Annotated in this window: 20 protein-coding genes; 9 read left to right on the top strand and 11 right to left on the bottom strand. The window is 43.7% G+C overall.

Features of this window, described 5'->3' with window-relative positions:
• Positions 1-591: 591 nt before the first annotated feature.
• The gene (locus tag ACH11B_RS04250; RefSeq protein ID WP_377611760.1) at positions 592-1293 is read left to right on the top strand and encodes a peptidoglycan-binding protein; all 702 of its coding nucleotides are present in this window, start codon (positions 592-594) and stop codon (positions 1291-1293) included.
• On the top strand, positions 1290-1739 hold the full coding sequence (locus ACH11B_RS04245; RefSeq protein ID WP_377611758.1) for a hypothetical protein: 450 nt from the start codon (positions 1290-1292) through the stop codon (positions 1737-1739). Before ACH11B_RS04250 ends, ACH11B_RS04245 begins: the two co-directional genes overlap by 4 nt.
• 636 nt (positions 1740-2375) lie before the next feature.
• Here ACH11B_RS04245 and ACH11B_RS04240 read toward each other — a convergent pair.
• Positions 2376-2573 carry a hypothetical protein gene (locus tag ACH11B_RS04240; protein ID WP_130855013.1) on the bottom strand — a complete coding sequence of 66 codons (198 nt, stop codon included), beginning with the start codon at positions 2571-2573 and terminating at the stop codon, positions 2376-2378.
• A gap of 667 nt (positions 2574-3240) precedes the next feature.
• Positions 3241-4101 (bottom strand): macrolide hydrolase EstT, encoded by an 861-nt coding sequence (gene estT, locus ACH11B_RS04235; RefSeq protein ID WP_377611756.1) that lies wholly within the window; start codon positions 4099-4101, stop codon positions 3241-3243.
• A 351-nt stretch (positions 4102-4452) separates the two neighbouring features.
• Between estT and ACH11B_RS04230 the strand changes: the two genes are divergently transcribed.
• Both ACH11B_RS04230 and ACH11B_RS04225 read left to right on the top strand, forming a co-directional pair.
• Positions 4453-4683 carry a hypothetical protein gene (locus ACH11B_RS04230; protein WP_377611754.1) on the top strand — a complete coding sequence of 77 codons (231 nt, stop codon included), beginning with the start codon at positions 4453-4455 and terminating at the stop codon, positions 4681-4683.
• 84 nt (positions 4684-4767) lie between these two features.
• Positions 4768-5250, top strand: coding sequence for a helix-turn-helix domain-containing protein (locus ACH11B_RS04225; protein WP_377611752.1), 483 nt, complete (start codon positions 4768-4770; stop codon positions 5248-5250).
• Positions 5251-5339: 89 nt separating this feature from the next.
• On the opposite strand, the gene ACH11B_RS04220 is transcribed toward ACH11B_RS04225, so the two are convergent.
• The 4 genes from ACH11B_RS04220 to ACH11B_RS04205 form a co-directional block, all read right to left on the bottom strand.
• Positions 5340-5468, bottom strand: coding sequence for a DUF1272 domain-containing protein (locus ACH11B_RS04220; RefSeq protein ID WP_377611750.1), 129 nt, complete (start codon positions 5466-5468; stop codon positions 5340-5342).
• 299 nt (positions 5469-5767) lie between these two features.
• On the bottom strand, positions 5768-6550 hold the full coding sequence (locus ACH11B_RS04215) for an alpha/beta fold hydrolase (RefSeq protein WP_377611748.1): 783 nt from the start codon (positions 6548-6550) through the stop codon (positions 5768-5770).
• A 136-nt stretch (positions 6551-6686) separates the two neighbouring features.
• The gene (locus ACH11B_RS04210) at positions 6687-7799 is read right to left on the bottom strand and encodes a LytR/AlgR family response regulator transcription factor (protein WP_377611746.1); all 1113 of its coding nucleotides are present in this window, start codon (positions 7797-7799) and stop codon (positions 6687-6689) included.
• Positions 7800-8334: 535 nt separating this feature from the next.
• A complete protein-coding gene (locus tag ACH11B_RS04205; protein WP_377611744.1) occupies positions 8335-8826 on the bottom strand; it encodes a cupin domain-containing protein in 492 nt (163 codons plus the stop codon).
• A gap of 285 nt (positions 8827-9111) precedes the next feature.
• Here ACH11B_RS04205 and ACH11B_RS04200 point away from each other — a divergent pair, with 285 nt between their 5' ends.
• On the top strand, positions 9112-9849 hold the full coding sequence (locus tag ACH11B_RS04200) for a helix-turn-helix domain-containing protein (protein WP_377611742.1): 738 nt from the start codon (positions 9112-9114) through the stop codon (positions 9847-9849).
• A gap of 151 nt (positions 9850-10000) precedes the next feature.
• A complete protein-coding gene (locus ACH11B_RS04195; RefSeq protein WP_377611740.1) occupies positions 10001-10945 on the top strand; it encodes an NADP-dependent oxidoreductase in 945 nt (314 codons plus the stop codon).
• A gap of 82 nt (positions 10946-11027) precedes the next feature.
• Here the strand turns inward: ACH11B_RS04195 and ACH11B_RS04190 are convergent, their stop codons facing one another.
• The 5 genes from ACH11B_RS04190 to ACH11B_RS04170 form a co-directional block, all read right to left on the bottom strand.
• Positions 11028-12197 carry an ATP-binding protein gene (locus tag ACH11B_RS04190; protein WP_377611738.1) on the bottom strand — a complete coding sequence of 390 codons (1170 nt, stop codon included), beginning with the start codon at positions 12195-12197 and terminating at the stop codon, positions 11028-11030.
• A 100-nt stretch (positions 12198-12297) separates the two neighbouring features.
• Positions 12298-12750 (bottom strand): YciI family protein, encoded by a 453-nt coding sequence (locus tag ACH11B_RS04185; protein ID WP_130855035.1) that lies wholly within the window; start codon positions 12748-12750, stop codon positions 12298-12300.
• Between the two features lie 60 nt (positions 12751-12810).
• Positions 12811-13581: a helix-turn-helix domain-containing protein gene (locus tag ACH11B_RS04180; RefSeq protein ID WP_130855036.1), complete on the bottom strand. Its 771-nt coding sequence runs from the start codon at positions 13579-13581 to the stop codon at positions 12811-12813.
• A gap of 62 nt (positions 13582-13643) precedes the next feature.
• The gene (locus ACH11B_RS04175) at positions 13644-16025 is read right to left on the bottom strand and encodes an ABC transporter permease (protein WP_377611736.1); all 2382 of its coding nucleotides are present in this window, start codon (positions 16023-16025) and stop codon (positions 13644-13646) included.
• A gap of 300 nt (positions 16026-16325) precedes the next feature.
• A complete protein-coding gene (locus ACH11B_RS04170; protein WP_130855037.1) occupies positions 16326-17042 on the bottom strand; it encodes a FadR/GntR family transcriptional regulator in 717 nt (238 codons plus the stop codon).
• A gap of 150 nt (positions 17043-17192) precedes the next feature.
• On the opposite strand from ACH11B_RS04170, the gene ACH11B_RS04165 reads away from it, so the two are divergent.
• The 3 genes from ACH11B_RS04165 to ACH11B_RS04155 all read left to right on the top strand — a co-directional run bounded on the left by ACH11B_RS04165 (position 17193) and on the right by ACH11B_RS04155 (position 23074).
• On the top strand, positions 17193-20492 hold the full coding sequence (locus ACH11B_RS04165; protein WP_377611733.1) for a SusC/RagA family TonB-linked outer membrane protein: 3300 nt from the start codon (positions 17193-17195) through the stop codon (positions 20490-20492).
• Positions 20493-20583: 91 nt separating this feature from the next.
• Complete coding sequence (nanU, locus tag ACH11B_RS04160) at positions 20584-22119, top strand: SusD family outer membrane lipoprotein NanU (protein WP_207303722.1); 1536 nt, start codon at positions 20584-20586, stop codon at positions 22117-22119.
• Positions 22120-22150: 31 nt separating this feature from the next.
• Positions 22151-23074 carry a dihydrodipicolinate synthase family protein gene (locus ACH11B_RS04155; protein ID WP_130855039.1) on the top strand — a complete coding sequence of 308 codons (924 nt, stop codon included), beginning with the start codon at positions 22151-22153 and terminating at the stop codon, positions 23072-23074.
• The last annotated feature ends 46 nt before the right edge of the window (positions 23075-23120 follow it).

The following is a 23120-nucleotide window of genomic DNA, read 5'->3' as shown; positions in this document are numbered from 1 at the left end:
TTATGGGTTCTTTGCTCAGATTGTATACTTCGGAATGGTAGTATAACGGGGTTTGTGAGCGTACGGCAAACACGACCTCATGAGATGAAGCTTTAATTTCGTCTACTTTTTTTCATTTGTGTTAATTCTTAAAGGTCAAGCTTTCTCTTTGCAAGAGAAGGTTCCTTCAGCTGAAAAAGTAGCAAGACTTAGCGAAGCGACTTCATGAGCACCACTAATAACAAACAATAGCGAATAAACGCCTAGGCCATTTAGTATTTATCAACGTTGGTGCAACGGGGCTCTGGCGGGTAGGGCAGGACGGCCTCACGGAGTGAGCGTTAAGAAGATTTAGGATAGCCTAGGCTAAAAAATCATGTGAAGAAGCGAAGCATTGGCATGTGGTGTGGCGCGGCTCCACAGGATTGAGGGTGAGACCTAAATCTTTAGCGAAATACGTGCAGCCTTGATGTTTATTCACTTGGGTTTATTTTCTCAAAGGCGTTCATGAGCTCGAAGCCTCGTTTCTCGGTTTGCCCCTTTTGCATCTAAGGTAAAAGGGGAATAAGTTTTTATCAAGAAAAAGTTGAAAACAATTTTAACGTTTTAAAAATGAAAAAGAAAGTAAACCCTTTAATAATTATACTAAGTGTTTTAATTATAAAAACAATGATCTTTCTTTTAGTTCCGACTAGGAAAGATTCTTATAAGAATTCATCTACTTCGATTTCGTACAAGAAAAAGGAGGTGTTTTTGGGAAAAAGTTCATTTCGTCCAACAGATTCGTTGGTTTTGGAAAAGAATCGTATAGAAACTACTCGTTTAAGGGTCAAGAAAGTTTACGATAGCCAACTCGGGGTACGGGAGGCTACGGGGCGTAACGATGGGCCGCAGGTAGAAGCTTACTTAGCTTATACGGGCCTTGGCAAAGCCTATGCCTGGTGTGCGGCTTTTGTCTGTTGGGTGCTGGGGCAAGCGGAGGTGGATAACCCTAAAACTGCTTGGGCCGCCAGCCTCTTCCCTCATGATAAATTGGTGTTGCCACGAGAGAAGGTGCCCACAAGGGGATCACAAACAACTAACGACGAACAACCCATAACGAAAACAGCCTGTGTGTTTGGCCTCTACTACCCCTCGCTCAAACGCATTGCGCATTGTGGTTTTATTGATGAATGGGGCGAAAAGGAAGTGATTACAGTCGAAGGGAATACCAATGATACGGGTAGCAGGGAAGGTGATGGCGTATATCGGAAAAGAAGACCGATCAAAAGCCTCTATGCGGTGGCTGATTGGATAGGGAAGGAGGCGAAATGAAAATATACCTAATGATCGGTGCAGGACTGTTGTTGTCTTGCACCGCCTCTAAACTCAAAACAAAGTATTCAACAAAAGAGAGGGTCTCAATTGCAAATGATTCATCCCTGAGCGAAAGTAGTTGGCGTGGTTATATAGCCGAAGATCAGTCGGAATATGATGCTTTATGGTGGTTAAAGGGGAATGCGCGTTGGCATCCGGATAGTGGTTTGACCGCGGACGAGCTTTGGTTCCGCTACCGTGGTCGTGATGAACGCAAACTGCGTTTGTTGGATAGCCAAGGACGGCTATTGGAGGGAAAGAAAGTGATGCAGCAAGAAGTATCTTCGCAGTTTCATGAAAAACAGAAAGAAAAATCAGGCTTGTTTCGCTTACCTTGGTGGGTTTATGTGATTTTGTTAGTAGGTGTCTACTTCTTTATGCAGGTAAAAGGGAAGAAGAGGTAGTGTCGATTATTAAGTTAAATTTTGTCTACTTTCTTTCCCCGCGAAAGAAAGATAGCAAAGAAAGCTCTGGCTGGCTTACTCCCTTGCAATTCGTTGCCGCTTGTCCGTTCGCAAAAGGAGACACGCCCGGCAATGGCTATCCCTTCGTTCGTCTTTTGCTTTATGACGTTAGCTTCGCGTGAAAATATGTTTAGGGACAAGTCAGGCTGCCGATTGCTGCGTCCGTAAGCCTAGGCCCTTATTTACTTTTTTTTCATTTGTGTTAATTCTTAAAGGTATTCAAGCTTTCTCTTTGCAAGAGAAGGTTCCATCAGCTGAAAAAAGTAACAAAAAAAGCCGCGGCTGTAAATCTTCCTTCGAACGTTGGTGCTATTACTTAGCCTGTGGTGCCCGGAACATTTAAGGCCGATATAAGCTTCTTATGGGTTCTTTGCTCAGATTTTGTACTTCGGAATGGTAGTATAACGGGGTTTGTGGGCGTATGGCAAATACGATCTCATGAGATGAAGCTTTAATTTCGTTTACTTTTTTTCATTTTTCCTGTAATAGCTCTAAATCTTTGGTTGATCGCTTTTTGAGTAGTTTTAGGTCTTTTAGAAATTTGGTTGAGGTAACGATTTTAAACATTAGGTTAAATCATATGCTATCAAATAATTCATCTACATTATTGAATTTTTTTCCTTTGCCTGCTTTTAATTCGTTCATCGCAGCAACAGTTTCAGCATTGGGTTCCTTGCTTACCTTTTTTACTTTGACGATCACCCCAAGTTCTTTTAAATATGCTTTTACTAAAGCTGTTTTGTTGTCAGGGACTTTTATTTCAAGCGTTTCCATACATACAAAAATACGAGAATAGCTCTTTTTTTGCAAATGCAACGAGCTGAATTCTAAAGATTAAAACAAACACGACCTCATGAGATGAAGCTTTAATTTCGTCTACTTTCTTTCCCCGCGAAAGAAAGATAGCAAAGAAAGCTCTGGCTGGCTTACTCCCTTGCAATTCGTGGCCGCTTGTCCGTTCGCAAAAGGAGACACGCCCGGCAATGGCTATCCCTTCGTTTGTCTTTTGCTTTATGACGTTAGCTTCGCGTGAAAATATGTTTAGGGACAAGCCAGGCTGCCGATTGCTTCGTCCGCAAGCCTAGGCCATTTAGTATTTATCAACGTCGGTGCAAACGGGGCTCTGACGGGTGGGGCAAGATGACCTCATAAGATGAAGCTTTAATTTCGTCTACTTTCTTTCCCCGCGAAAGAAAGATAGCAAAGAAAGCTCTGGCTGGCTCACTCCCTTGCAATTCGTTGCCGCTTGTCCGTTCGCAAAAGGAGACACGCCCGGCAATGGATATCCCTTCGTTCGTCTTTTGCTTTATGACGTTAGCTTCGCGTGAAAATATGTTTGGGGACAAGCTAGGCTGCCGATTGCTGCGTCCGCAAGCCTAGGCCATTTGGTATTTATCAACGTTGGTGCAAACAAGGGACAAGCAGCCTTGATGTTTATTCACTAAATGTCTGTTGTAATCGCGTATTTGATATGTTTGGAAATCCCCTCTATAATCGTATCCCAATCTTGAACATGCAATTCATGCCCGGTGCCCTCAAGTGTAATAAGCTTTGAATTGCCGATTTTATTCAGCAGTATCTTCGTGTTGTTAAAATGCCAAATTAAATCATCTGTGCCATGGATTACTAAGGTTGGCTGTTGTATTTCATCTAATCTGTTATAGTATTGTTCTCCACCGCCCAAGGTAGCATGGTTAAACATACTGATGTAGTTTTTCGCACGCGCATATTCCGATCGGATCAGGTTTTCTGCCTTGGCCTTGTCGAATGGTTTTCTACCGGTCATAAGTTTTGCCCCCTCGAGCATGTAGTGGACTACATTTTCTTCTTGGCTCCAGTTTACATCTGCCGCTTTTGCATGAAAATCTAAGATTCGCTTATCCATTTCCGGAATGTCTGGGTCCATTATACCCCACGGCCCTGTGGCTATCAACGTGAGGGATGCTACCCTGTCTGAATGTCGTATCGCTGCAATTTGTGAGATTAAACCGCCTAGAGATATACCAACAAAATGTGCTTTGCCGACTTTATATCCATCCAGAATAGCAATAGCGTCTTCTTCAAGGTCAATGATATTGTAGGTAGCTGATCCCGGTTCATAGTTCGTTGACCTACCAACATCCCTGTTATCATAACGAATAACATGGAAACCCTTATCTGCTAATATCCTACAGAACTCCTCGTCCCAATATAGCATAGATACGGTTGCTCCTGCCAACAATAAAATTGTCGGATTTTCAGGAACTCCGAAACGTTCCGTACAGATTTCAATTTCTCCTCTGGTAATTATTTTTTCTTTCATATCCGATTTGCAATTAATAGTAGATGCAAGTATTGAAACGATACATCCAGTCTTTCTTTATGACGCAAAATTACCGTTGTGTACCGCGATATAATTGTACGAATTCGACTTTTTTTTAGCTTCTTTATTTAAAATGACGAATTCGTACAATTTTAAGAGAACATCGCTTCATACTTTTGCTCATGTTGCAGATAACCCGAGATAGGCAAATCGAGTTATGGGCTTAAATTGTAATTGCCTGCTTAATTGTCGAGATGCTTTTTTGGACGATTATGTTGGAAACAAGCTGCTCAGTTACTATCTTTAAATGGAATCGGTACGGTAATCGTATGCACATAGTTGTTCAGGAAAATGCATTATAGAAGAATATATCCATCCGCAGACCTCAGAAATCTCGTTTGTTTCTTTTGGGAATTCGAAGGGATGTATACCGGGGGTGAGTCTTATCAGCATGGATTGACAGCGTCGATCAACCCAAAACTCGCATTCCAGTATAGCGGCTTGATGCATATTGAGCAAGATAATGTTCGATTACCTCTGTTTAAAAGTGGTTTTCAGTGTCAAACACGTGCTCATTTATAAATTTCAGCTACCGGTAAAGTGGGGGTGTTTGGGACATACTTCCAACCTTTTGCAATTCCTCTCTTATTTGGTATTCCCGCCCATGTGTTAACGAATTTCAATATTGAAATATCAGATTTGTTGGGTAGTGAGGGAACCGCATTGGAGGATAGAATAATGGCTTGCAGGAACACTGAGGAACGGGTTGGCACGATGACTTCTTTTTTAGCTAAAAAGCTAAAAGATGATGTGAAGTTTAATAAAGACATGATAGCCACAGTTAATTTCATAACTCACCACAATGGCAATGTGGATATGCTTGGATTGGCGAACCAAAATTTTCTATCTCAACGGCAATTTGAGCGTAAGTTTAAGTCGTTAATTGGCTTTAGTCCCAAAATGTTCAGTAGAATCGTCCGGTTCGAAGCGTGCTTATCCAACACTGTGTCCAAAAGTCAGTCACTCGTCCAACTTTCATTGGACTCAGGCTACTATGACCAACCGCACATGATTCGGGACTTCAAAGAGTTTTCGGGTAAACATCCCCGACGCTACCTTATTGAAAATCATTCTTCGGTCTTTGAATAAAAGAGCATATGTATTGCTATAAATGATGCTTTTTACAAAAAAGTAAGTAATCATATTGGCGGTTTGCGTTAAATATTGATCGGCGCCTATCATTTCAAGTATTTACAAGAGCCTCTGCTGTCTCCAGTTCTAATCCGGCAATGAGAGGTCGGGAGATGGCCGCCACAGTTTGGACAAACGTCGTATAAAATATTTGAGACGCAGTCTATGCAAATCAAATGTCAGTAGAAAGGAAATACCAAGGATACAAGCGGTAGGAAGGCGATGGTGGTATGTCGGAAAAAAGACCGATCAAAAGCCTCTATGCGGTGGCCGACTGGCAGGGAAGTAGGGGAAGTGAGGCAATAGGGATGGCATAACCAGAACCTTGGTTAGTTATCAGGTTTGTAAATAGGGTATTTCGATCGAAATCGAGATACCCTTGCGTTAATTGGTGCTTTTTTTGGCGTAGGTGTTTAGCATGATAGGCAATAATGCCGCCTACCGTTTGATATTGTCTTCTAATAAGGTTAAAGGGTTATTTCATGCTACGGGCTGCATCTTCTATGAGCTGGCTGACTTCTGCCGGACGTGAGGTGTAAATGGCATGGCTTCCGCCGTCGATTTCGATGGTTTTGATCGCCCGAGCGCGTTGGGCATAAAATCGCTCAAGATCGGGATTGATAATGCGGTCGGCGGTAGCTACCATATAATAAACGGGTTTGTGTTTCCAGGCCGGACTTGTAATGGTTGCCTGTAAGCAGGCTTCTGCGGTGGGAACTTGTGAGGCGGCCATAAAAGCTGCTTTTGCTGGCGGTAAATCGGCCGCAAAATCGGCCGGAAATTTTGCCTGATCAATATAATCATAACCGTCTTCGCCTTTGATTAATGAGGTGTATGCAGATGGATATTTTTTGATAAGGGCGGCACGTGGCTCGTTTGCGTCAGGTGCATGGGCTGCGATATAAACCAGGGCGCTTACCTTCGGGTCATTTCCGGCCTCTGAAATGACCACCCCACCGTAACTATGGCCTACTAATACCACGGGGCCGTCTTGTTGATCGATGATGTTGCGTACGGCGGCTACATCAGCACTTAAACTTTCTAATTTGTGTTGTACGATGCTGACATGATAGCCCTTCTCTACCAGACGTTGATATACACCCTCCCATCCGGAACCGTCGAGAAAGGCGCCGTGCACTAATACAATGTTTTTGATCTTTCCACTTGGTTGGTTAGCAACTTGGGCTTGTGAGCCGAAACTCAGCATGAGGGCCAGAATGCCTAAGATGATTTTGCCCGGCAATGTTTGTGTTTTCATTTTCCTATATTTTATGTTTATTAACCTTGGCAAAGGTAGGAGGGCCTGTTGCAGGAAGGAAACAGGTGGCTGCGAATGGGGCTTTTTTTTGCTTAAAGGGGATTTTTAAAGCGCGAAGGGGAATGCGAATTGGCGTTTAACGGTCTAGCCAACGCTTAAAGTCAGCAATTTTGTGTTTGCTAATGATAATTGCTTCGGGTGCCACAGGAGTGGTTTGTATGCGTAGCTGATTGCGGCCATACATCAGAATGGAATCAATGGCGCGGATATTCAGGATGAATTGCCGGTTGGCGCGATAGAAGCTGTCGGCGTCTAACTGGCTCATCAACTCGTCTAAACTATTGTTAATGGGATATGCCTCGGAATGAAAGGTGGTGACGGACACCGTGCCTTCGGCAAGGTAAATAAAGGCGACATCCTGCACGGCGATGGAGATAATCTGATCTTTATGATAGGTCATGAGCCGTTTTCGAGATTCGGCATGCTGAGCCTCATTTAGTGTCACTGTTGTTGCCGTGGTTTCTTGTTTTTCTTTGGATGCGAGTAAATGCTTGTTTAATGCTGAGACTTCAATGACTTCTGCGTTCAAGCCGTCTAGTTTCCGCTGTAATCGGGTTTCGTATTTTTGGTAAATGAGTCGGATAAGGATGAAACAGCCAATGGATATGCCTAATACCAGGCTTACTGCAGCGAGTATGCATTGACGATATAGGGTAGCGATTTCGTTTTGCCACACAGCTGTATTGGCATGGCTAGCCAACATCCAATTGGTGTTTGTTACGGGGTAGACACTCACAACTTCGGATATCCGTTGCTTTGCTTGAGGAAATTGCCGGATGCCGGATGCGCTTTGCCCGCGTTTTAATACTTCGTGAAAGTCTTCGGCCTGTGTTGAATTTACTAGCCGGGAATTGCCCGGGTTAATCTTAAGGCCAATCATTGCGGGATTGGGATGGCATAACTCAATACCGGAGGTATTGTACATGCAAACAAATTCGCTCTGCTCATCCATATTGGTTATACTTTCCTGCAGCCGACGGATAACTTCTTCGGGCGATGTGCCGCCTTTTAGTTGGAAGGCTAGCAGCGAGGCGATTTCGCGCAGTTCTCTTCTGCCTGATTCTGCCTTACTGGTTAATAGGGCTTCTTTGGCCTGTTCGTAGAAGTAACGAAAGGACATCCAGGCTACCAGCGTGGCAATAGCGAAAAGAGCTGCCAAAGTACGAAAGGGTAGAGTTGATTGCTGCATACCCAAAGGTACGTACTCCGATTGAATCTTCGATGCGCAATTTTGGAGCGACGGCTTAAACGGGCAAAAATAAATTCTGCCCCTGTCTTTTAAATCAGCTCAGGCCTGTTAACGGCTGAACCTGTCGGAAATGAAACACATGAATACTTTGGTACGGTTACGTACGTATTGATCGGCTCCTGATAATCAGGCCTTCGTGGATGGATAACCTTTACAGGTGCCCGCTGAAATTTGCTGACAAAGAAACCAAATAAGTGCTGAGTTGTTGTCTTTATTTTTCATCGTGGCTGCAAAGATACTATGCTATTTCTTTGATTTGGCCATAATAATGTCGTATTTTGTTTACTATTTATCAACGTTGGTGCAAACGGGGCTCTGGTGGGTGGGGCAAGGTGGCTTTATATGATGAGACGTTAATAAATAAGTTGAGAAGATGTGAAAATGTTCCGTATGTTGTTGTTTAAATAAATCAGAATGAGTACCTGTACGGACCAATTCTAATAGACTAATTCTAAAGATTAAGTTTGTAACTACTTTAATCGAGATACCCTTTGGGATAGGTCTTTTGACCAAATTGCTTGTCAATCCGTGCCATCAGTTCCCGACGTTCGTCTGTAAGTTCCGGAATGGGGGCAAATTCACCGCTACCTACCGGAACACCGACTAGTTCGAAAACTTTTTCCAAACCGGCGGGCATGACGGTACAAAGTAGCTTGGCCACAGTGCTGGAGGTATTCGTAAAACAATGAATAGCTCCTCCAAATGGGATGGTTATAAAGCCTCCGGCACCCACTATGGATTTCTCCTGTTCCGTCTGAAATTCAACTTCTCCTTCCAATACATAAAAGGTTTCGTGTGTATCGGGATGCGAATGGGGCGGAGGTCCGCCTCCGGGTGGGACAATCATCTCAATGACTGCATATTTATTGTCCGTTTTATCTCCGGGTACAATGATGCGGTAATTACCACCTGCTACTCCTAAGATTTGTCCCTTGTCTTTTTCGATAATTTCGATCCCTGATTTCATATAGTGCTAATTTAAATGCTCATGCCACTATCAGCCTAAACGCTTATACCCGACTTTTCTGCAAGATACTAACCTGTTACTGTCCCGAAGAATTTATTTCCCGTAATTTTCCTGCAGGGTTCTTTTTTTCGTAACTTAACTTTTTAAAAAGATACAAAAAGAAACCGAAATTAGGGGTAAATGTTTTAGGGTGGATTGATTGAAAATGGACCGGCTATAAACTCGGAACCGTAATGGAAAAATTTGTAACTTCCGTGCAGTTGACATCAACATAAAGGAAGTGATATGAAAAGACAGAACCATAATCCGTTCCTTCTTGCCCTGAAAGCCCGCAACCTATCGGTTGAAATTCATCATCATGCCGCGTATCAAATCGTTTTATCGGATGATACGCCGTTTAATTCAACGATCGGCGGAGTACATTATGAACAAATTCGCGGTTTTTTGATAAAACCTCATGTTTCGCATCTCTGCGTTGCAGAAAAGGGAACATTGAGTGTATTAAATATTGAGGCCTACTCAAACATTGGTTTAGAACTGGCACGTAGGTTGAAGGAAGGCAAGGATTATATTGTTTTCGACTCACTAGCGGAAACAAATCTGTTCTTTCAAACACCTAAAGAAGGTTTGGACGTTAATAAAGTGGTAGATGCCTTGCTCGCTACCTTACCTAATGCCAAATATGATGAAAGGGTCATAAAAATCATAGAATATATCAAGGTTAATTATTTTGAGCAGAACATAACACCACAGATATTTTCCGATATGGTCTTCCTTTCCCCCTCGCGTTTGGCATCGTTATTCAAAGCACAAACCGGTAGCAGCTTATCCAAATATTTGTTATGGACACGGCTACGCGAAGCGATTTATCTTATTCTTTCTGATAAAGCAAGAAGTCTTACGGATATTGCATATGACACCGGCTTTTATGACCTCCCACAATTTAATAAGTATATGTACGAAATGTTCGGAATGCCACCTAAAGCGCTGAAGCATAATAGCGATCTGATTGCAATTTTCTGATTTTACTGCATCGCTCTTTGTCTCCCTTCCTGCGCTGCTTCCTACCGTTAAAAACATTATCGCCTTGGTCAAAACAGTGATCTGATACAAGTTTGGCGATGCACTTGTTCGCAACTTTGTGATATCATTTTTAAACAATAAAAATAATATCATGAAAGCAATCGTGTATAAAAAATTCGGAACTACAGACGTTCTGCAAACTGTTGAACGACCCAGACCTACTATTAATGCGGATCAGGTATTGGTGAAAGTGAAAGCTTTTTCTATCAATCCTATGGATTGGAAAATTAGAAAAGGAGAGATGACTTTGATGTCCGGCTCGAAATTTCCAAAGTACGCAGGTGCTGATTTTGCCGGTATTGTTGAAGAGATTGGATCTTCTGTTGTCGGCATAAAAAAAGGGGATGAAGTTTTTGGGGTGGTTAAAAACATGATGAAAGAAGGTGTGTCAGTTGAATACGTTGCCGTTACCTCTTCGTTAGTCTGGAAAAAGCCTGCTGATATTGACTTTCAGCAAGCGGCTTCTATTCCCGTGGTTGGGACTGCCGCTGCTACCGCAATTGAAAAAATGGGTAACATCCATGCTCAGACAACGATTTTGGTAAACGGCGCTACCGGTGGCTTCGGCATGTTTTTACTTCAATTATTAAAACAACACAGTGCCAACGTAACAGCCGTTACCGGCACACAAGGTGTAGCGTTCGCAAAAAGCTGGGGAGCGAATTCGGTGATAGATTACACGAAGGAAGATATCTTTTCTCATAAAGCAGCTTTTGACATCGTTATTGATTTATCAGGCAAAATGGGATACAAAAAGGCCAAAGAAATAATGAAAGCTAAAGCCCTTTTTCTTAACCCTACACCAAAGGCAATTGAAATTCCGGCCTCGATTTTCAAAAACCTGTTTACGACCAAAAAGCATCTGGTAATACTCTCAAGGCCGTCCACAAAATACACGGGTGTGCTGCTAAATGCATTACGGAACGGGCTTAAGATTGAGGTCAGTAAAGTGTTTCCATTTGCCCATTATAAAGAGGCTTATCAGTACGCTGAACAAGGCGGTTATATTGGAAAGGTTGCCATAGAAATAGACTAAAAAGCGGCAATCTATAACGGATAGCGATAAATCTATTTGTCAACGGAAAACAGCGATCTGATACATCTGTGCACTTGTATCGTTAATACGTCATTCCAAGTTGCCAAAGCGGAATGGTGTTTAAAAATCCGGATTCGATATCGTCTTTTACAACATAACCGTTTTTAACACCTTGTAGCTGTTTTTGACTTTTTGTTTTTCCTCCGATTTCGAAGACCATATCACCGATCTGAAAGTCACCCACGGTTGAAGCTATGACTTCATGTTTGACCCGTAGTTGATTAAAAAAAAACGTTTCCCGAATATTCCCAATGTTCGGGGAGCTTTCAGCTAAACTATAAATGAGATTGGTATTATCCAGGTATATTTTATCAACCTTACCTAAGCCTCTTATCCCCCCGGTGTCGTCCCGCAATTGGGCAATCATTCCTGCTTCTTCTATATATAGGCAATAATCAGCGATATTGTTTCTGCTTGCAGAGAGCATAGTTGCAATGTTGGAAAAATTGGGTTTGAAAGGAACGCTCTTGGCGATGATGGCTAAAAGCTGTTTCATTTTCCGTCCGGTTGCCACGTTCATATCAGCAAACAAAGGAATATCAGATTCTAACGTTTGATTGATTATCTGTTGCAACCGTATGTCAAAATCGCCTTCTAATGCAAATGGGTAATATCCTCTTCTTAAGTACTGAGCAAAGAATTTGAGCGGATGCTTCAAGTTCGGTATTTTTACCTGATGCGCCAGAATATCATCCAAAGAGTATACATCCGAGGATATTTGATGAAAGAGTTGTAAATATTCCCTAAATGATAGCCCCTGCATATGGTGCATAACAGCTCTACGACTTAAATCGGAAGCACCCTTGTTAATGTCCAATACGGAAGATCCGGTGAAGATAACTTGCAATTCGGCATAATAGTCATAAATTAACTTGAGCTCTTTTGACCAGTTTTTATATTTATGAATTTCGTCTATAAAAAGGTGTTTTCCTCCCTGTTTGATGAAGACGTCGGCTAAGTCTATTAACTTGTGATCGGCAAAATAAAAGTCCTCAGCGGTAACATAAAGTGCTTCTGCCGGATTCAAATTTTTCTTGATGTATTGTAGGATGAGCGTAGTCTTACCGACGCCTCGCGGTCCGGTAAGGCCGATCATTCGGCTTTCCCAATTTATTTCTGCATAGGTATAGCGAAGAAAGCTTGTATCAATAGCCTGTAAAAGCTTATGAAAATATTCCAATAATTTCTCCATAGCAGTTAATTTTCACAAAGATAGCTATTTTGCACTGTAATAGTGCAAATTTCAGTAAAAAATGCACTGTGAGAGTGCAAAATAGCACGCTTATGGATTTTTATCCTGCCGGTTGAATGGGTTTAGGGATTTCCCGTACTTCTACCGTTCCGCCATATAACAAAACCGGGACGGATTTGGCGAGCTCCAGGGCTTGCTCTATACTTGCAGCACGTAGTACAACCTGGCTTACAACACGAAGATTGCCGGAAAGCACGCTTTCTTTTTTTACGGTTTCCCCTCCGGTACCTGATACAGTGTAGCTTTCTCCGGGAAAAGCAAAGCTGAGCACATATATGCCTGCTGCTTTCCATTGCTCAATCAAATTGTTCCATTGCACACCTGCCGATTTAACCTGCGCTTCACTATAGGTTTCGGGTACACGTACTAATAAACTGAATTGTTTCATTTCCTGGTGTTTTGCGGTTAACGTCAATGCTTGGGCTGACTGATTGAAGGTTCTGTAACTTATCAATGCCAGGCCTGCAAAGACGGCTAATAGACCTAGTTTCATATACTTTTTTTATGCAAAGATGGCGCGTTGGAAAAAGCAATCCTTGTAAAAAATCATTGATTACCAAAAAGAAGGTGATTTGAAAAAATCAGTGGGTGTTTGCCCGGTAAATAGCTTGAAATCCCGGTTGAAATGGGGTTGATCGTAATAACCGTTTTCAAAGACCAGGTCAAGAAGCGATGCCGGATTAGGTTGATGAACAATAGCGTTCATTTTTATAATCTGCGAAAATTGTTTAGGAGAAGCTCCTGTTACTTTTCTAAACCGCTTTTCGAAGGCGTCTTGGCTGATGCATAAAGCCGCAGCAAGCTCCTTTATTCGGATATTTCCCCTTGTTGAATGGATTTTATGGATCGCTTCTGTTACCAATAGATCGGGAGTACGGTTAATCAGTATGGAGATTAAAAATTCCTCCATGCAGGCGATTCTCAATTGGTTGTTGCTCATTTCGGCTAGGCGCTCTTCCACAAGTGCTAGCGTGGCGGGTGGTATATAATGGTCTAAGGGAACGGTCTGCTCAAATAAGTTGTAAAGCGGTTGTCTGAAAAAGGCAGACAGGCCCTGTTCACTGAATGAGACAATAAGGGTGCCTGAGTTTTTCTTATAATGGATAAACCGAACGGACTTTCGCAATCCTGACAAGGCGATGTTTGGTAAATCGACGGAGCGGTCGTTGTTTATATACGATATTTGGCCGCTAAGACGAAAAGCTAAAGCAAATGAGGCATTAGGTACCACTTGGTTGGTTGTATCATACTGGCTTTCAATGATTTTATAATCTTTGATAAATGGCGTTAATTGAGCCGTAGGTATGTACGTTGTAATTTTCATTATAGGGGTAGCCTGCGTCCGTTTTCGTATTCTATGATAAATATAGTGAATAGAAAGGGAATTTACTCATTTCGTAAACTCCTCACCGGATTGGCGGTTGCTGCTTTAATGGCTTGAAAGCCAACAGTGAGCAGGGTGATCACCAGCGCCAGTACAGCCGCTACGAGAAAAACAAGCCAGCTGATGTGAACACGGTAATCATAATTGTTAAGCCACTGGCTAAGGTAATACCACGCGACGGGCACGGCGATGATGCAGGAAGTGCTTACCAACAGGATGAACTCTTTGGAAAGCAATTGCAGTAAGTTAGCGACGCTGGCGCCTAATACTTTGCGGATGCCGATTTCTTTCGTCCGTTGCTCGGCCACAAAACTGGCCATGCCGAAAAGTCCCAGACAGGAGATGAAGATGGCCAGTACGGCAAAGTAAGAAGAAAGCTTCCCGATGCGTTCTTCTACCTTGAATTTGTCTCCGAATGCTTCGTCCACAAAGGAGTAATTAAAGGGTACGTCTTCCACGTATTTTTTCCAAACACCTTCAATGGCGCTAATGGATCGTCCCGCGTTCTGTTTGGGGTTTAGTTTCAGTACGATATTCACCATAGCATCATACGAATCGAGATGATAGAGCGTGGGGCGTACCGGAAAGAAAGGTGATTCCTGCAGGATATCGTTCACGACACCTATAATGGTGAAACGCTCACCGCCTTGTCGGATTGTTTTCCCGACAGGATCTTTAAATCCCATAAACCTGGCGGCGGATTCATTGATGATAAAAGCCATGGAATCGGTAGCGAATGCTTTTGAAAAATCTCTCCCCGCCTTTATTTGCCATTGCACGGTTTTACCAAAATCAACGGATACCGAGTTGTTCGGAAAGTCGGTCGCCAAATCGGGGTCTTTGCCTTCCCAATCAAAACCGCCGTTGCTATTCCATACCCCGGTAAGGAGCTGACAACCGGCCATTTCTTCAATGGCACCGGCGTTTTTCAGGTCTGTTCTGAAGGCTTCAAAATGTTGTCTCAGTTCACCTTCGAGGGGCAGGTTTATCAATCCCTTTTTGGTATAACCGACCGGTCGGCTTTTGGCATGCTGAATTTGCTGATAGACGATAATGGTACCGATGATCAGCATAATGGAAACCGTAAACTGTACAACCACGAGTACTTGGCGCGGCACCGAAGCAAATCGGCCAACTTTGAATGTCCCTTTCAGTACTTTCAAGGGTTGGAACGATGATAAATAGAACGCCGGATAGCTACCGGCCAATAAGCCGGTGATGACTATAAAGGCCAGGCTGGTGCACCAGAATAGGGGGTTGAGCCAAGGGATTTCGATTTTTTTGTCGGCCACCTCATTAAAAGAAGGTAGGAATAAGATGACTAATAGCAAGGAGAGTACAAAAGCGATCAGCACGGTGATATACGATTCTGCAAAGAACCTGCCGATAAGTTGCAGGCGATGCGAGCCGACGGTTTTACGGATGCCCACTTCCTTGGCGCGCTTTTCACTTCGTGCGGTCGTCAGGTTCATGAAATTAATGCAGGCCAATAGCAACACAAAGCCGCCGATGAGGCTAAACAATCGTACGTACTGGATACTCCCCCCGGTATTGATACCATTGCGGAATTCATTATACAAATTCCATTTACGCATGGGGTGCAAGAAAACCACCCAGTTAGTTTTCGCTTCGTCTTTCCCTACCTTATCTGACTTTACATGTTTGATTTTACGGGAAATATTCTCCATATCGCCCTGTTCGGTAAGCTGCACAAAGGTTTGGCTGAAGTTGCTGCCCCATGGTTTTTCCATTTTGTTGACCCAGGGGTTTTGAATGATCCATAAAGACCAGGGCAGGATAACTTTTACCTTATTGAAAGAGCTGTTGTTGGGTAGGTCTTCATAAACACCGGTTACCTTCACCTCTTGGCTGCGGTCTACCCTCAAGGTTTTTCCCATGGGATCTTCCTCGCCAAATAGGGCTTGGGCCGCAGAGGCGGATAGTAAAATGGAATGCGGATCATGTAAGCCGGCACGTGTTCCCTTCAGCATTTGCAAACTGAGCATTTCAGGGGCGTCTTCTTCGAAATAGATGCCTTCTTGGCTGATATGTTTGTCGCCCACAGAGAGCAAAGGGTTGTAATACCAGGATGCCTGTACCACATATTTGAAATCATTTCCGTATTTAGCCCGTAATTCCGGGCCCATCAATGCAGGGTTGGCGCTCTGTGTACCTATTTTACCGTTAAAATTGGCATGTTGCATCACTTGTGCGATGCGATCATAGTTTTTGTGGTAGCTATTGTACGTGAGTTCGTCATATACCCATAAACCGATCAGCATGACGACGGCCATCCCCACGGCAAGTCCCCCGATATTGATAGCGCTATACCCTTTGCTTTTAACCAGGTTGCGCCAGGTGGTTTTCAAATAGTTTTTGATCATAGCGTTTATATTCCGCGACCGATTTCCGGTGTTTAGCAGAAGGCTATCATCAACTAAGCCAAAAATGTAAATGACTGATTTTGTGTTGTATAAGCTATTGATTGGTGGTGTAACTGTTCGATATTGAACACTCGCTGTTCATTTGTGGACGGATAGGTTTGATTGCATGATCTCATTCGATATCGGCAAACCGAGAACGGCCTCTTTATAAAAGGGTACATTGCACTATGATAGTGCAAAATGTTATAAAAAATGCACTGTCATAGTGCAAAATGAAGATAAAATTAATTTATAGAAAACTTAGCTACGGGCGAAAAGGCGAGCGAAATGATTATCAAGATGCTTTCGCATGGCATTCCGGAATACCTCGGGATTACCAACTTTTAAAATGTCAACCAAACCCCGATGCGAAATGAATGTTTTCGATTGAGAGGCTTTGGTTAATAAGCCGCTCGTATGTACATATTGAAACACCGGTAAAAGCATATGCTGGAAATCTTTCAGCATTTGATTGCCTGATATTTCATAGAGCTTCCCGTGAAAAGCGATTTCATCTATAATATTAAATAGGGTCGCGTCCGGATTCAAGGGCTCATTGGCAACAATTTTGTCCAATTCTTCCAGGTCGGTATCCGTAATACGTTCAAATAGTAAGTCCGCCATACCAACCTCCAGCACCAAGCGCATTTCAAATAAATCCCGTAAGGTTTTCTCAGCTAATATGCTCGGATGGAGCGATTTTTTTAAAGGTGAGAGCAAGTCCGGATTGGTGAGCACAGCACCACGATGCTTTTTCGAATCGATCAGTCCTACCATGCGTAGCCGCAACATCGCTTCGCGGATAACCGTGCGGCTCACGCCCAAAATTTCAGCGAGCTCCACTTCTTTTGGAAGCGCATCCCCAACTTTCAAGCCCTTATTAATAAATAAGTCGATAATCTTCATTTCTACTCGATCGACCAGACTGGAAGTGTCTAATGTGCCAAATTGCTCTGAGATTGTGCTTTTACTGCTCATAGGGTGTTATGCTAAACTTGCAACAAAGATAATGAATTGCAATCGTTATTATGTTATACATATACTTGTTTTTTTCTTGCATATTATTTTTTAATCTCTATATTTGTGCATTATGTAATACTTAATACTTTTATACCTGAACTAGTAATTATGAGAGTAAACTTAAAAATCCACCTTGTAGCGATACTATGTACGCTGATAGTGGGCTATGAGCAAGCGTATGCACAGACGAAACGGATTGTCGGTCAGGTTGTTGATGCAACAACGAACGAAGTCTTGCCGGGCGTTACCATTACGCGCAAATCAACGGGAACAGCGGTACAGAGCGATCTGGAGGGGAAGTTTAGTTTAGATGCGGAACCGCAGGATGTGCTGATGGTAACCTATACGGGCTACACGCCAAAGGAAATTATTGTGGGGAAAGAAACCCGGCTCCGCATTAGCCTTGAAGTGAATGTGCAAACAATGGATGAAGTGGTGGTGGTAGGTTATGGAACACAGAGCCGATCGAACATCACCGGTTCCATTGCTAAATTGGATAAAAAAGTACTTGAAAATGTACCGCGCGCAAACGTAGCTTCGGCCTTGCAGGGTGCTGTGCCGGGTTTACAAGTAGTTAATAAAACCGGGCAACCGGGTGCTGCTCCGATGTTGCGTCTACGAGGTGGCGCCTCCATCAATAATCCGGGAGGGCCCTTGGTTGTGGTTGATGGGGTTATACGCGATTTAAATGATATTGCTTCAGAGAATATCGAGTCGATGGAGTTATTGAAAGATGCTTCGGCCACCGCGATTTATGGCGCCAGGGCAAATAATGGGGTTTTATTGGTGACTACGAAAACGGGTAAGGCCGGTACGGCGCAGATCACGTATAAGTTTACCGGTGGATTTAATCAACGGAGAAACGGTTATCGATATATGAATGCCGGTGACTATATCTACTACACGCGTTTGGGTTATTTGAATGCGAACAGAACGGAGGCACAAGTGAATAGCTCCCGTGGGCTTGGACTGCTGACTGATCCGGCTAATTTAGCGACTTTTGATATTCGGCGGTATACACCGGAGCTTAACTATCTTGTAAACGAGGGCTGGGCTGTGCTGGATGACCCATACGGCGGCCAAATTATTTATAAAGATCACGGTGGTGAGGTGGAGGATATTTTATTCAGAAACACCACAACGCAGGATCATTATGTCAATGTTACGGGCGGGAATGACCGGGGTAAGTATTTTGCCTCCTTTGATGCCTATAATGAAAAAGGGGTGATTGTGGGTTCGGATTATAAACGCTACTCGGCAGACGTAAATGGCTCGTACAAAATAAAACCTAATTTGGAGGTGTCTACGGGTGTTACGCTATCTACTTCCTCTCAGTATGGTGTTGCGGGGTCAGAAGTAAATGCGCTATATCGGACGCTGGCCATTTGGCCAACGTTCAATCCCTGGCTCGATGAAGCGAAGACTTTACCGAACCCCGGGAATGGGGTTAATGACGGGAACCCCTTGTATTGGTTATCACGTATCTCCCGAAAAAATGAAACCAATCGCGTCATTGTAAATGGCTCGTTGAAATGGGACATTCTTCCCGGCTTCTATTTTAAAGCTACTGCCAATGCTTATATGCTCGAGCAGTTTAATGAGTCCTTTCAGAAGTCTACACAAACCTATGCTAACATCTTTTCGGATCCACCATCTATCGGTAGTACTTCCAGAGATGCTTACCGAAACTTGAATCGGGATTTTCAGACGCAGTTCAATGGCCTGTTCAATTATACCAAAACCTTTAACGATAAGCATAATTTCAATGCCATGGTTGGGGCGGAATACTACAATGTAAAAACGGATTACATGCAGGTGTACGGAAAAAATGCACCAACCGATGATATACCTACGGTAAATGCCTCGACGGTTTTTGTACCGGGAGATAACACCAGCACGCAGTCGGAATACCGCATTATATCTTCTTTGGGCCGCCTGGCCTATGACTTTGACGGTAAGTATTTAATTAATGCGGTCTATCGCTTGGATGCGGCGTCCAGCTTAGCGGCCGGAAATCGTACCGGATTCTTTCCGGGGATTTCAGCGGGTTGGAATATGCATCAGGAACACTTTTTTGCAGCATCGGCCCTATCGAAATATATCTCGACCTTCAAACCTAGGGTGAGTTATGGTGAGAACGGGAATATTTCGGGGCTGGGCAGGTACGAAGTGCAGGGAACCTATGGCCTGCAGACCAACTATAACGGTGTGGCGGGTTACTTAAACACCGAACCGGTTAATAGCAACTTGGCCTGGGAGAAGAGTAAAACGACAGGGCTAGGATTGGATCTGGGGCTATTCGATAATAGAATAACGCTGTTGTTCGATTATTACGATCGCCGGACGAGTAACTTGTTGACCGATTTGTCTCTTCCAAGTTATATCGGGTTTTCTTCGATTACCACCAACCTGGGTACCTTACAAAATAAAGGATATGAGTTTGCTTTGAATGCGCAGCTACTGCGTAAGCCGGAAGGTATTAACCTGAATGTGGGTATCAATGCGGCTTTTGTTAAGAACAAAATTTTAGAATTACCCTATAATGGCAACGAGCATAATCGCCAGGGCGGCTTACAGGTCTATGATCCGAAATCAGGTCAGGTCGTTTGGGTCGGTGGTTATCAGGAGGGGCAATCGATGGGCGACATTTATGCCTATAAACAGGTTTCTATTTTTAAGGATGAACAAGAGGTGCAACAGTTGGCCGGTAATCGAACCGATGCTATTGCCGGGATTACCGGACCTAATTTGCCGGCCGGGCCGAATGGACGCATCACACCGGGCGACGTAAACTGGCTGGATGTAGATGGCAATAATATCATCGATTCGCGCGATCAGGTCTATATCGGTAATATTAATCCGAAATGGACGGGGGGATTTACAACCAATTTAAGCTATAAAGCCCTGAGCTTATTTACGAACTGGGAGTTTGCGTTGGGACATACCATCTATAACGATTTGGTAGCGCGGACCTTGGGAAATTATCAGGGAACTTTCAATTACATCGAGCTGCAGAAACAGGCTTGGTCTCCAACAAATACGGTAACGGATATTCCAAAAGTATATTTTGCCGATCAGGTGGCGGGTTCGAAACAGAATTATACGCGCGGAAATAACGCAAACCCGGTGTTGAACAGTAATAATTCCAGGTTCTATGAAAAAGGGGATTACCTGGCTTTGCGTGAAATCACCTTGTCGTACGATCTGCCCAAAAGCCTATTATCAAAAACGCATTTGCTTTCGCAGGCTAGAGCATATGTAAGTGCTAACAATTTGTTTTACATCACCGGGTTTTCGGGCCCGACGCCTGAGCCGCCGGTGAACGCGAGTAACCTCGCGACGGGAATATACAGTGGTACGTATCCAACGCCACGCTCTTTTGTCATAGGTGTTCAGGTTTCATTTTAAGGCGATAAATCGGTGAGATCATCCTTTATCAAATGAACGAATGTAAAAAATAGTATAGCAACTTCATTGCCATTGAAAAAAAATTATTTAAATGAAAACTACAATGATCATATCGCTTATAGCGATCAGCATAGGTGCCACGGGCCTTACTTCGTGCAATAAAAAGCTGGATTTGGTACCGGTGAGTACCATCAGCGATGCCAGCTATTGGAAAACGCCGGATCAATTTGACGCCTTTGTTACAGGTTTGCATACCCGTTTCCGAGACCATGCGCAAGGTTTTATGTATCTGGGCGAACTGAGAGGCGATATTTTTGGAAATGATGCCGGTACCTCAGCCTCCTTTACCGGTGAAGCCTCGCAGGGCCTGGAACGGATGTGGTTACATAACCTTGACCTGGATAACCCCGGTGTAAGTAATTATGGAGATTTCTATAGTAACATCAATCAATTGAATTTATTGATCAGCAAATTGAATAGCACAAATGTTGTAACCGAAGCAACCAAGCAATATTATTTGGGCATTGCCCATGGTATGCGGGCCTTTTACTATTTTCAATTGTATCGTTCTTGGGGGAAGGCTATTCTGCAAACGGAGGCAATAGCGGATATTGATGTTGCTAATTTAGCAAAGGAAGCGAGCCCCGCTAATGAAGTATTGGACTTGGTGAAGCAGGATATTGAGACGTCGATAAGCCATTTTGGCTCGGATTATAGTATCCGAAGCAACAAAGCGTTCTGGTCAAAGTCTGCTTCGCTGATGCTGAAAGCGGAAGTTTTTTTATGGACCGCACACCGCGAGGGAGGGGCAGCAGACGCGGAGGTCGCTAAACAAGCGCTGCTTGAGGTACAAAGCAACTTGTCTTTGAACCTACTAACAAGCTATAGGGAAGTATTTGATGCCGCCAACAAAGGAAATGCGGAAATGATCTTTGTAATCAGGCATCAACTGAATGAAGCTACATTAGGGTTTATCGGCAATTTTGTTCCGCAAACGGGTTTGATTGCGAATTTCTATGATTCGCTTGAAAACAGGCAATTCAGTGTAACGGCCGATAATTATGGCGGTATACTGCGCGCCCCCACTAAAATACAGACCTATAGAAAATTTGAGGAGGACGATACGCGAAAAAATACCAGTATCCAGGCGGCCTATGAAAAGGATAACGAGGGAAAATACCGTATGGCGGGTTGTTTCCTGAGAAAATTTCAGGGCGAACAGAATGCAGGAATGAGGGCCTATACCAATGATTATCCGATTTATCGATACGCTGATTTACTTCTGTTGCTGGCGGAAGCAAAAGCGATCTTGGGCGAGAATCCGGCCGACGAAATAAATCAGGTCCGTCAAAGAGCCTATGGAAGTAATTATCAAGCTGCCGTACACGGCTATCCCAATCAACTTGTGGACACTAATCCTGCGGAGGCCATCTTGCAAGAACGCTTTTTTGAGTTTGTGGGAGAGGGGAAGCGCTGGTATGATTTGCGTCGTTTTGGTGATGCTTTTGTTTATAAGTACACCGGGCTTCCTGCTTCCGATGCGTATAAGTTATACTGGCCGATTGATCGGAATACCTTAACAAATAACCGATCGCTCGCGCAGACTGATGGCTATTCGCAATTTTAGATTGAGTGTACGAAATTAAATGATAACAAACATGAATAAACACTTAGCGGGTTTAATTGCTGCTCCTTTTACACCGATGCATGCCTCGGGAGCACTTAATTTAACGGGTATTGCCGATTATTATCGATTTTTGAAAGCCAATGGCGTTGCCGGTGCTTTTATTTGCGGTTCTACAGGGGAAGGGGCCTCGATGACCTTTGCCGAAAAGGTTGCTGTTATGGAGGCTTGGGCGGTGACCACCGCGGAAGACAATGACTTTAACGTAATGGCATTGCTAGGGGGTACCTGCCTGAGCGACTGCAAGGAATTGGCAAAGGAGGCTTATCGGCTCGGGCTCTATGGGGTTTCTTTCACGGCACCGTATTATTTTAAGCCGCCGCATGTAGCGGCGCTTGCGGATTGCTGTGCAGCGGTGGCTGCTGCGGTTCCGGACATGCCTTTCTATTATTATCATATTCCGGTGCTGACCGGCGTTGGTTTTCAAATGGCCGATCTTTTAGCGGCCGTTGATGGCAACATACCCAATTTTGCGGGCATTAAATACACGCATGAAGATTTCATGGATTTTTTAACCTGCTTACATTTTGCAGCGGGTAAATATGATATGCTCTGGGGGCGTGATGAAAATATGTTATCGGCTTTAGTGCTCGGGGCGAAGGGTGCGGTGGGTAGCACCTTCAATTATGCCGCTCCGCTTTACCACAAGCTTATCGCTGCTTTTGAATCGGCTAAGCTTGGGGACGCACAAAAGTTGCAGCAACAGTCGATCGATATGATTAGATTGCTCGGTAAGTATGGGGGCATCGCAACAGGCAAGGCCTACATGAAATTGGTGGGCATCGATTGCGGTGGTTTTCGTTTGCCGGTACAGAATATGGGTGAAGAGGAAACCGAGCGCTTTAGAAAAGATGTTCTGGCCCTGGGTTTTGACCAATTCCGGTCGGTTTTGCCTTGAGCACCAATTTTTTGTAATGAACACAGGTTTTTATCGTATTATTTCT

The organism is Olivibacter sp. EAT-5 (assembly GCF_044784325.1).
In the GTDB taxonomy this organism is placed as follows: domain Bacteria; phylum Bacteroidota; class Bacteroidia; order Sphingobacteriales; family Sphingobacteriaceae; genus Olivibacter; species Olivibacter oleidegradans.
The sequence above is the reverse complement of the archived record's forward strand: the minus strand, read 5'-3'. Positions and strand labels throughout refer to the sequence as shown.

What these genes read in the sequence shown, in the direction of transcription:
- ACH11B_RS04230 (WP_377611754.1), top strand. Translation starts at nt 4,453, where the DNA reads ATGCATTATAGAAGAATATATCCATCCGCAGACCTCAGAAATCTCGTT.
- ACH11B_RS04195 (WP_377611740.1), top strand. Translation starts at nt 10,001, where the DNA reads ATGAAAGCAATCGTGTATAAAAAATTCGGAACTACAGACGTTCTGCAA.
- ACH11B_RS04250 (WP_377611760.1), top strand. Translation starts at nt 592, where the DNA reads ATGAAAAAGAAAGTAAACCCTTTAATAATTATACTAAGTGTTTTAATT.
- ACH11B_RS04200 (WP_377611742.1), top strand. Translation starts at nt 9,112, where the DNA reads ATGAAAAGACAGAACCATAATCCGTTCCTTCTTGCCCTGAAAGCCCGC.
- ACH11B_RS04165 (WP_377611733.1), top strand. Translation starts at nt 17,193, where the DNA reads ATGAGAGTAAACTTAAAAATCCACCTTGTAGCGATACTATGTACGCTG.
- ACH11B_RS04170 (WP_130855037.1), bottom strand. Translation starts at nt 17,042, where the DNA reads ATGAGCAGTAAAAGCACAATCTCAGAGCAATTTGGCACATTAGACACT.
- ACH11B_RS04185 (WP_130855035.1), bottom strand. Translation starts at nt 12,750, where the DNA reads ATGAAACTAGGTCTATTAGCCGTCTTTGCAGGCCTGGCATTGATAAGT.
- ACH11B_RS04180 (WP_130855036.1), bottom strand. Translation starts at nt 13,581, where the DNA reads ATGAAAATTACAACGTACATACCTACGGCTCAATTAACGCCATTTATC.
- nanU (WP_207303722.1), top strand. Translation starts at nt 20,584, where the DNA reads ATGAAAACTACAATGATCATATCGCTTATAGCGATCAGCATAGGTGCC.
- ACH11B_RS04215 (WP_377611748.1), bottom strand. Translation starts at nt 6,550, where the DNA reads ATGAAAACACAAACATTGCCGGGCAAAATCATCTTAGGCATTCTGGCC.
- ACH11B_RS04210 (WP_377611746.1), bottom strand. Translation starts at nt 7,799, where the DNA reads ATGCAGCAATCAACTCTACCCTTTCGTACTTTGGCAGCTCTTTTCGCT.
- ACH11B_RS04175 (WP_377611736.1), bottom strand. Translation starts at nt 16,025, where the DNA reads ATGATCAAAAACTATTTGAAAACCACCTGGCGCAACCTGGTTAAAAGC.
- ACH11B_RS04240 (WP_130855013.1), bottom strand. Translation starts at nt 2,573, where the DNA reads ATGGAAACGCTTGAAATAAAAGTCCCTGACAACAAAACAGCTTTAGTA.
- ACH11B_RS04155 (WP_130855039.1), top strand. Translation starts at nt 22,151, where the DNA reads ATGAATAAACACTTAGCGGGTTTAATTGCTGCTCCTTTTACACCGATG.
- estT (WP_377611756.1), bottom strand. Translation starts at nt 4,101, where the DNA reads ATGAAAGAAAAAATAATTACCAGAGGAGAAATTGAAATCTGTACGGAA.
- ACH11B_RS04245 (WP_377611758.1), top strand. Translation starts at nt 1,290, where the DNA reads ATGAAAATATACCTAATGATCGGTGCAGGACTGTTGTTGTCTTGCACC.
- ACH11B_RS04190 (WP_377611738.1), bottom strand. Translation starts at nt 12,197, where the DNA reads ATGGAGAAATTATTGGAATATTTTCATAAGCTTTTACAGGCTATTGAT.
- ACH11B_RS04205 (WP_377611744.1), bottom strand. Translation starts at nt 8,826, where the DNA reads ATGAAATCAGGGATCGAAATTATCGAAAAAGACAAGGGACAAATCTTA.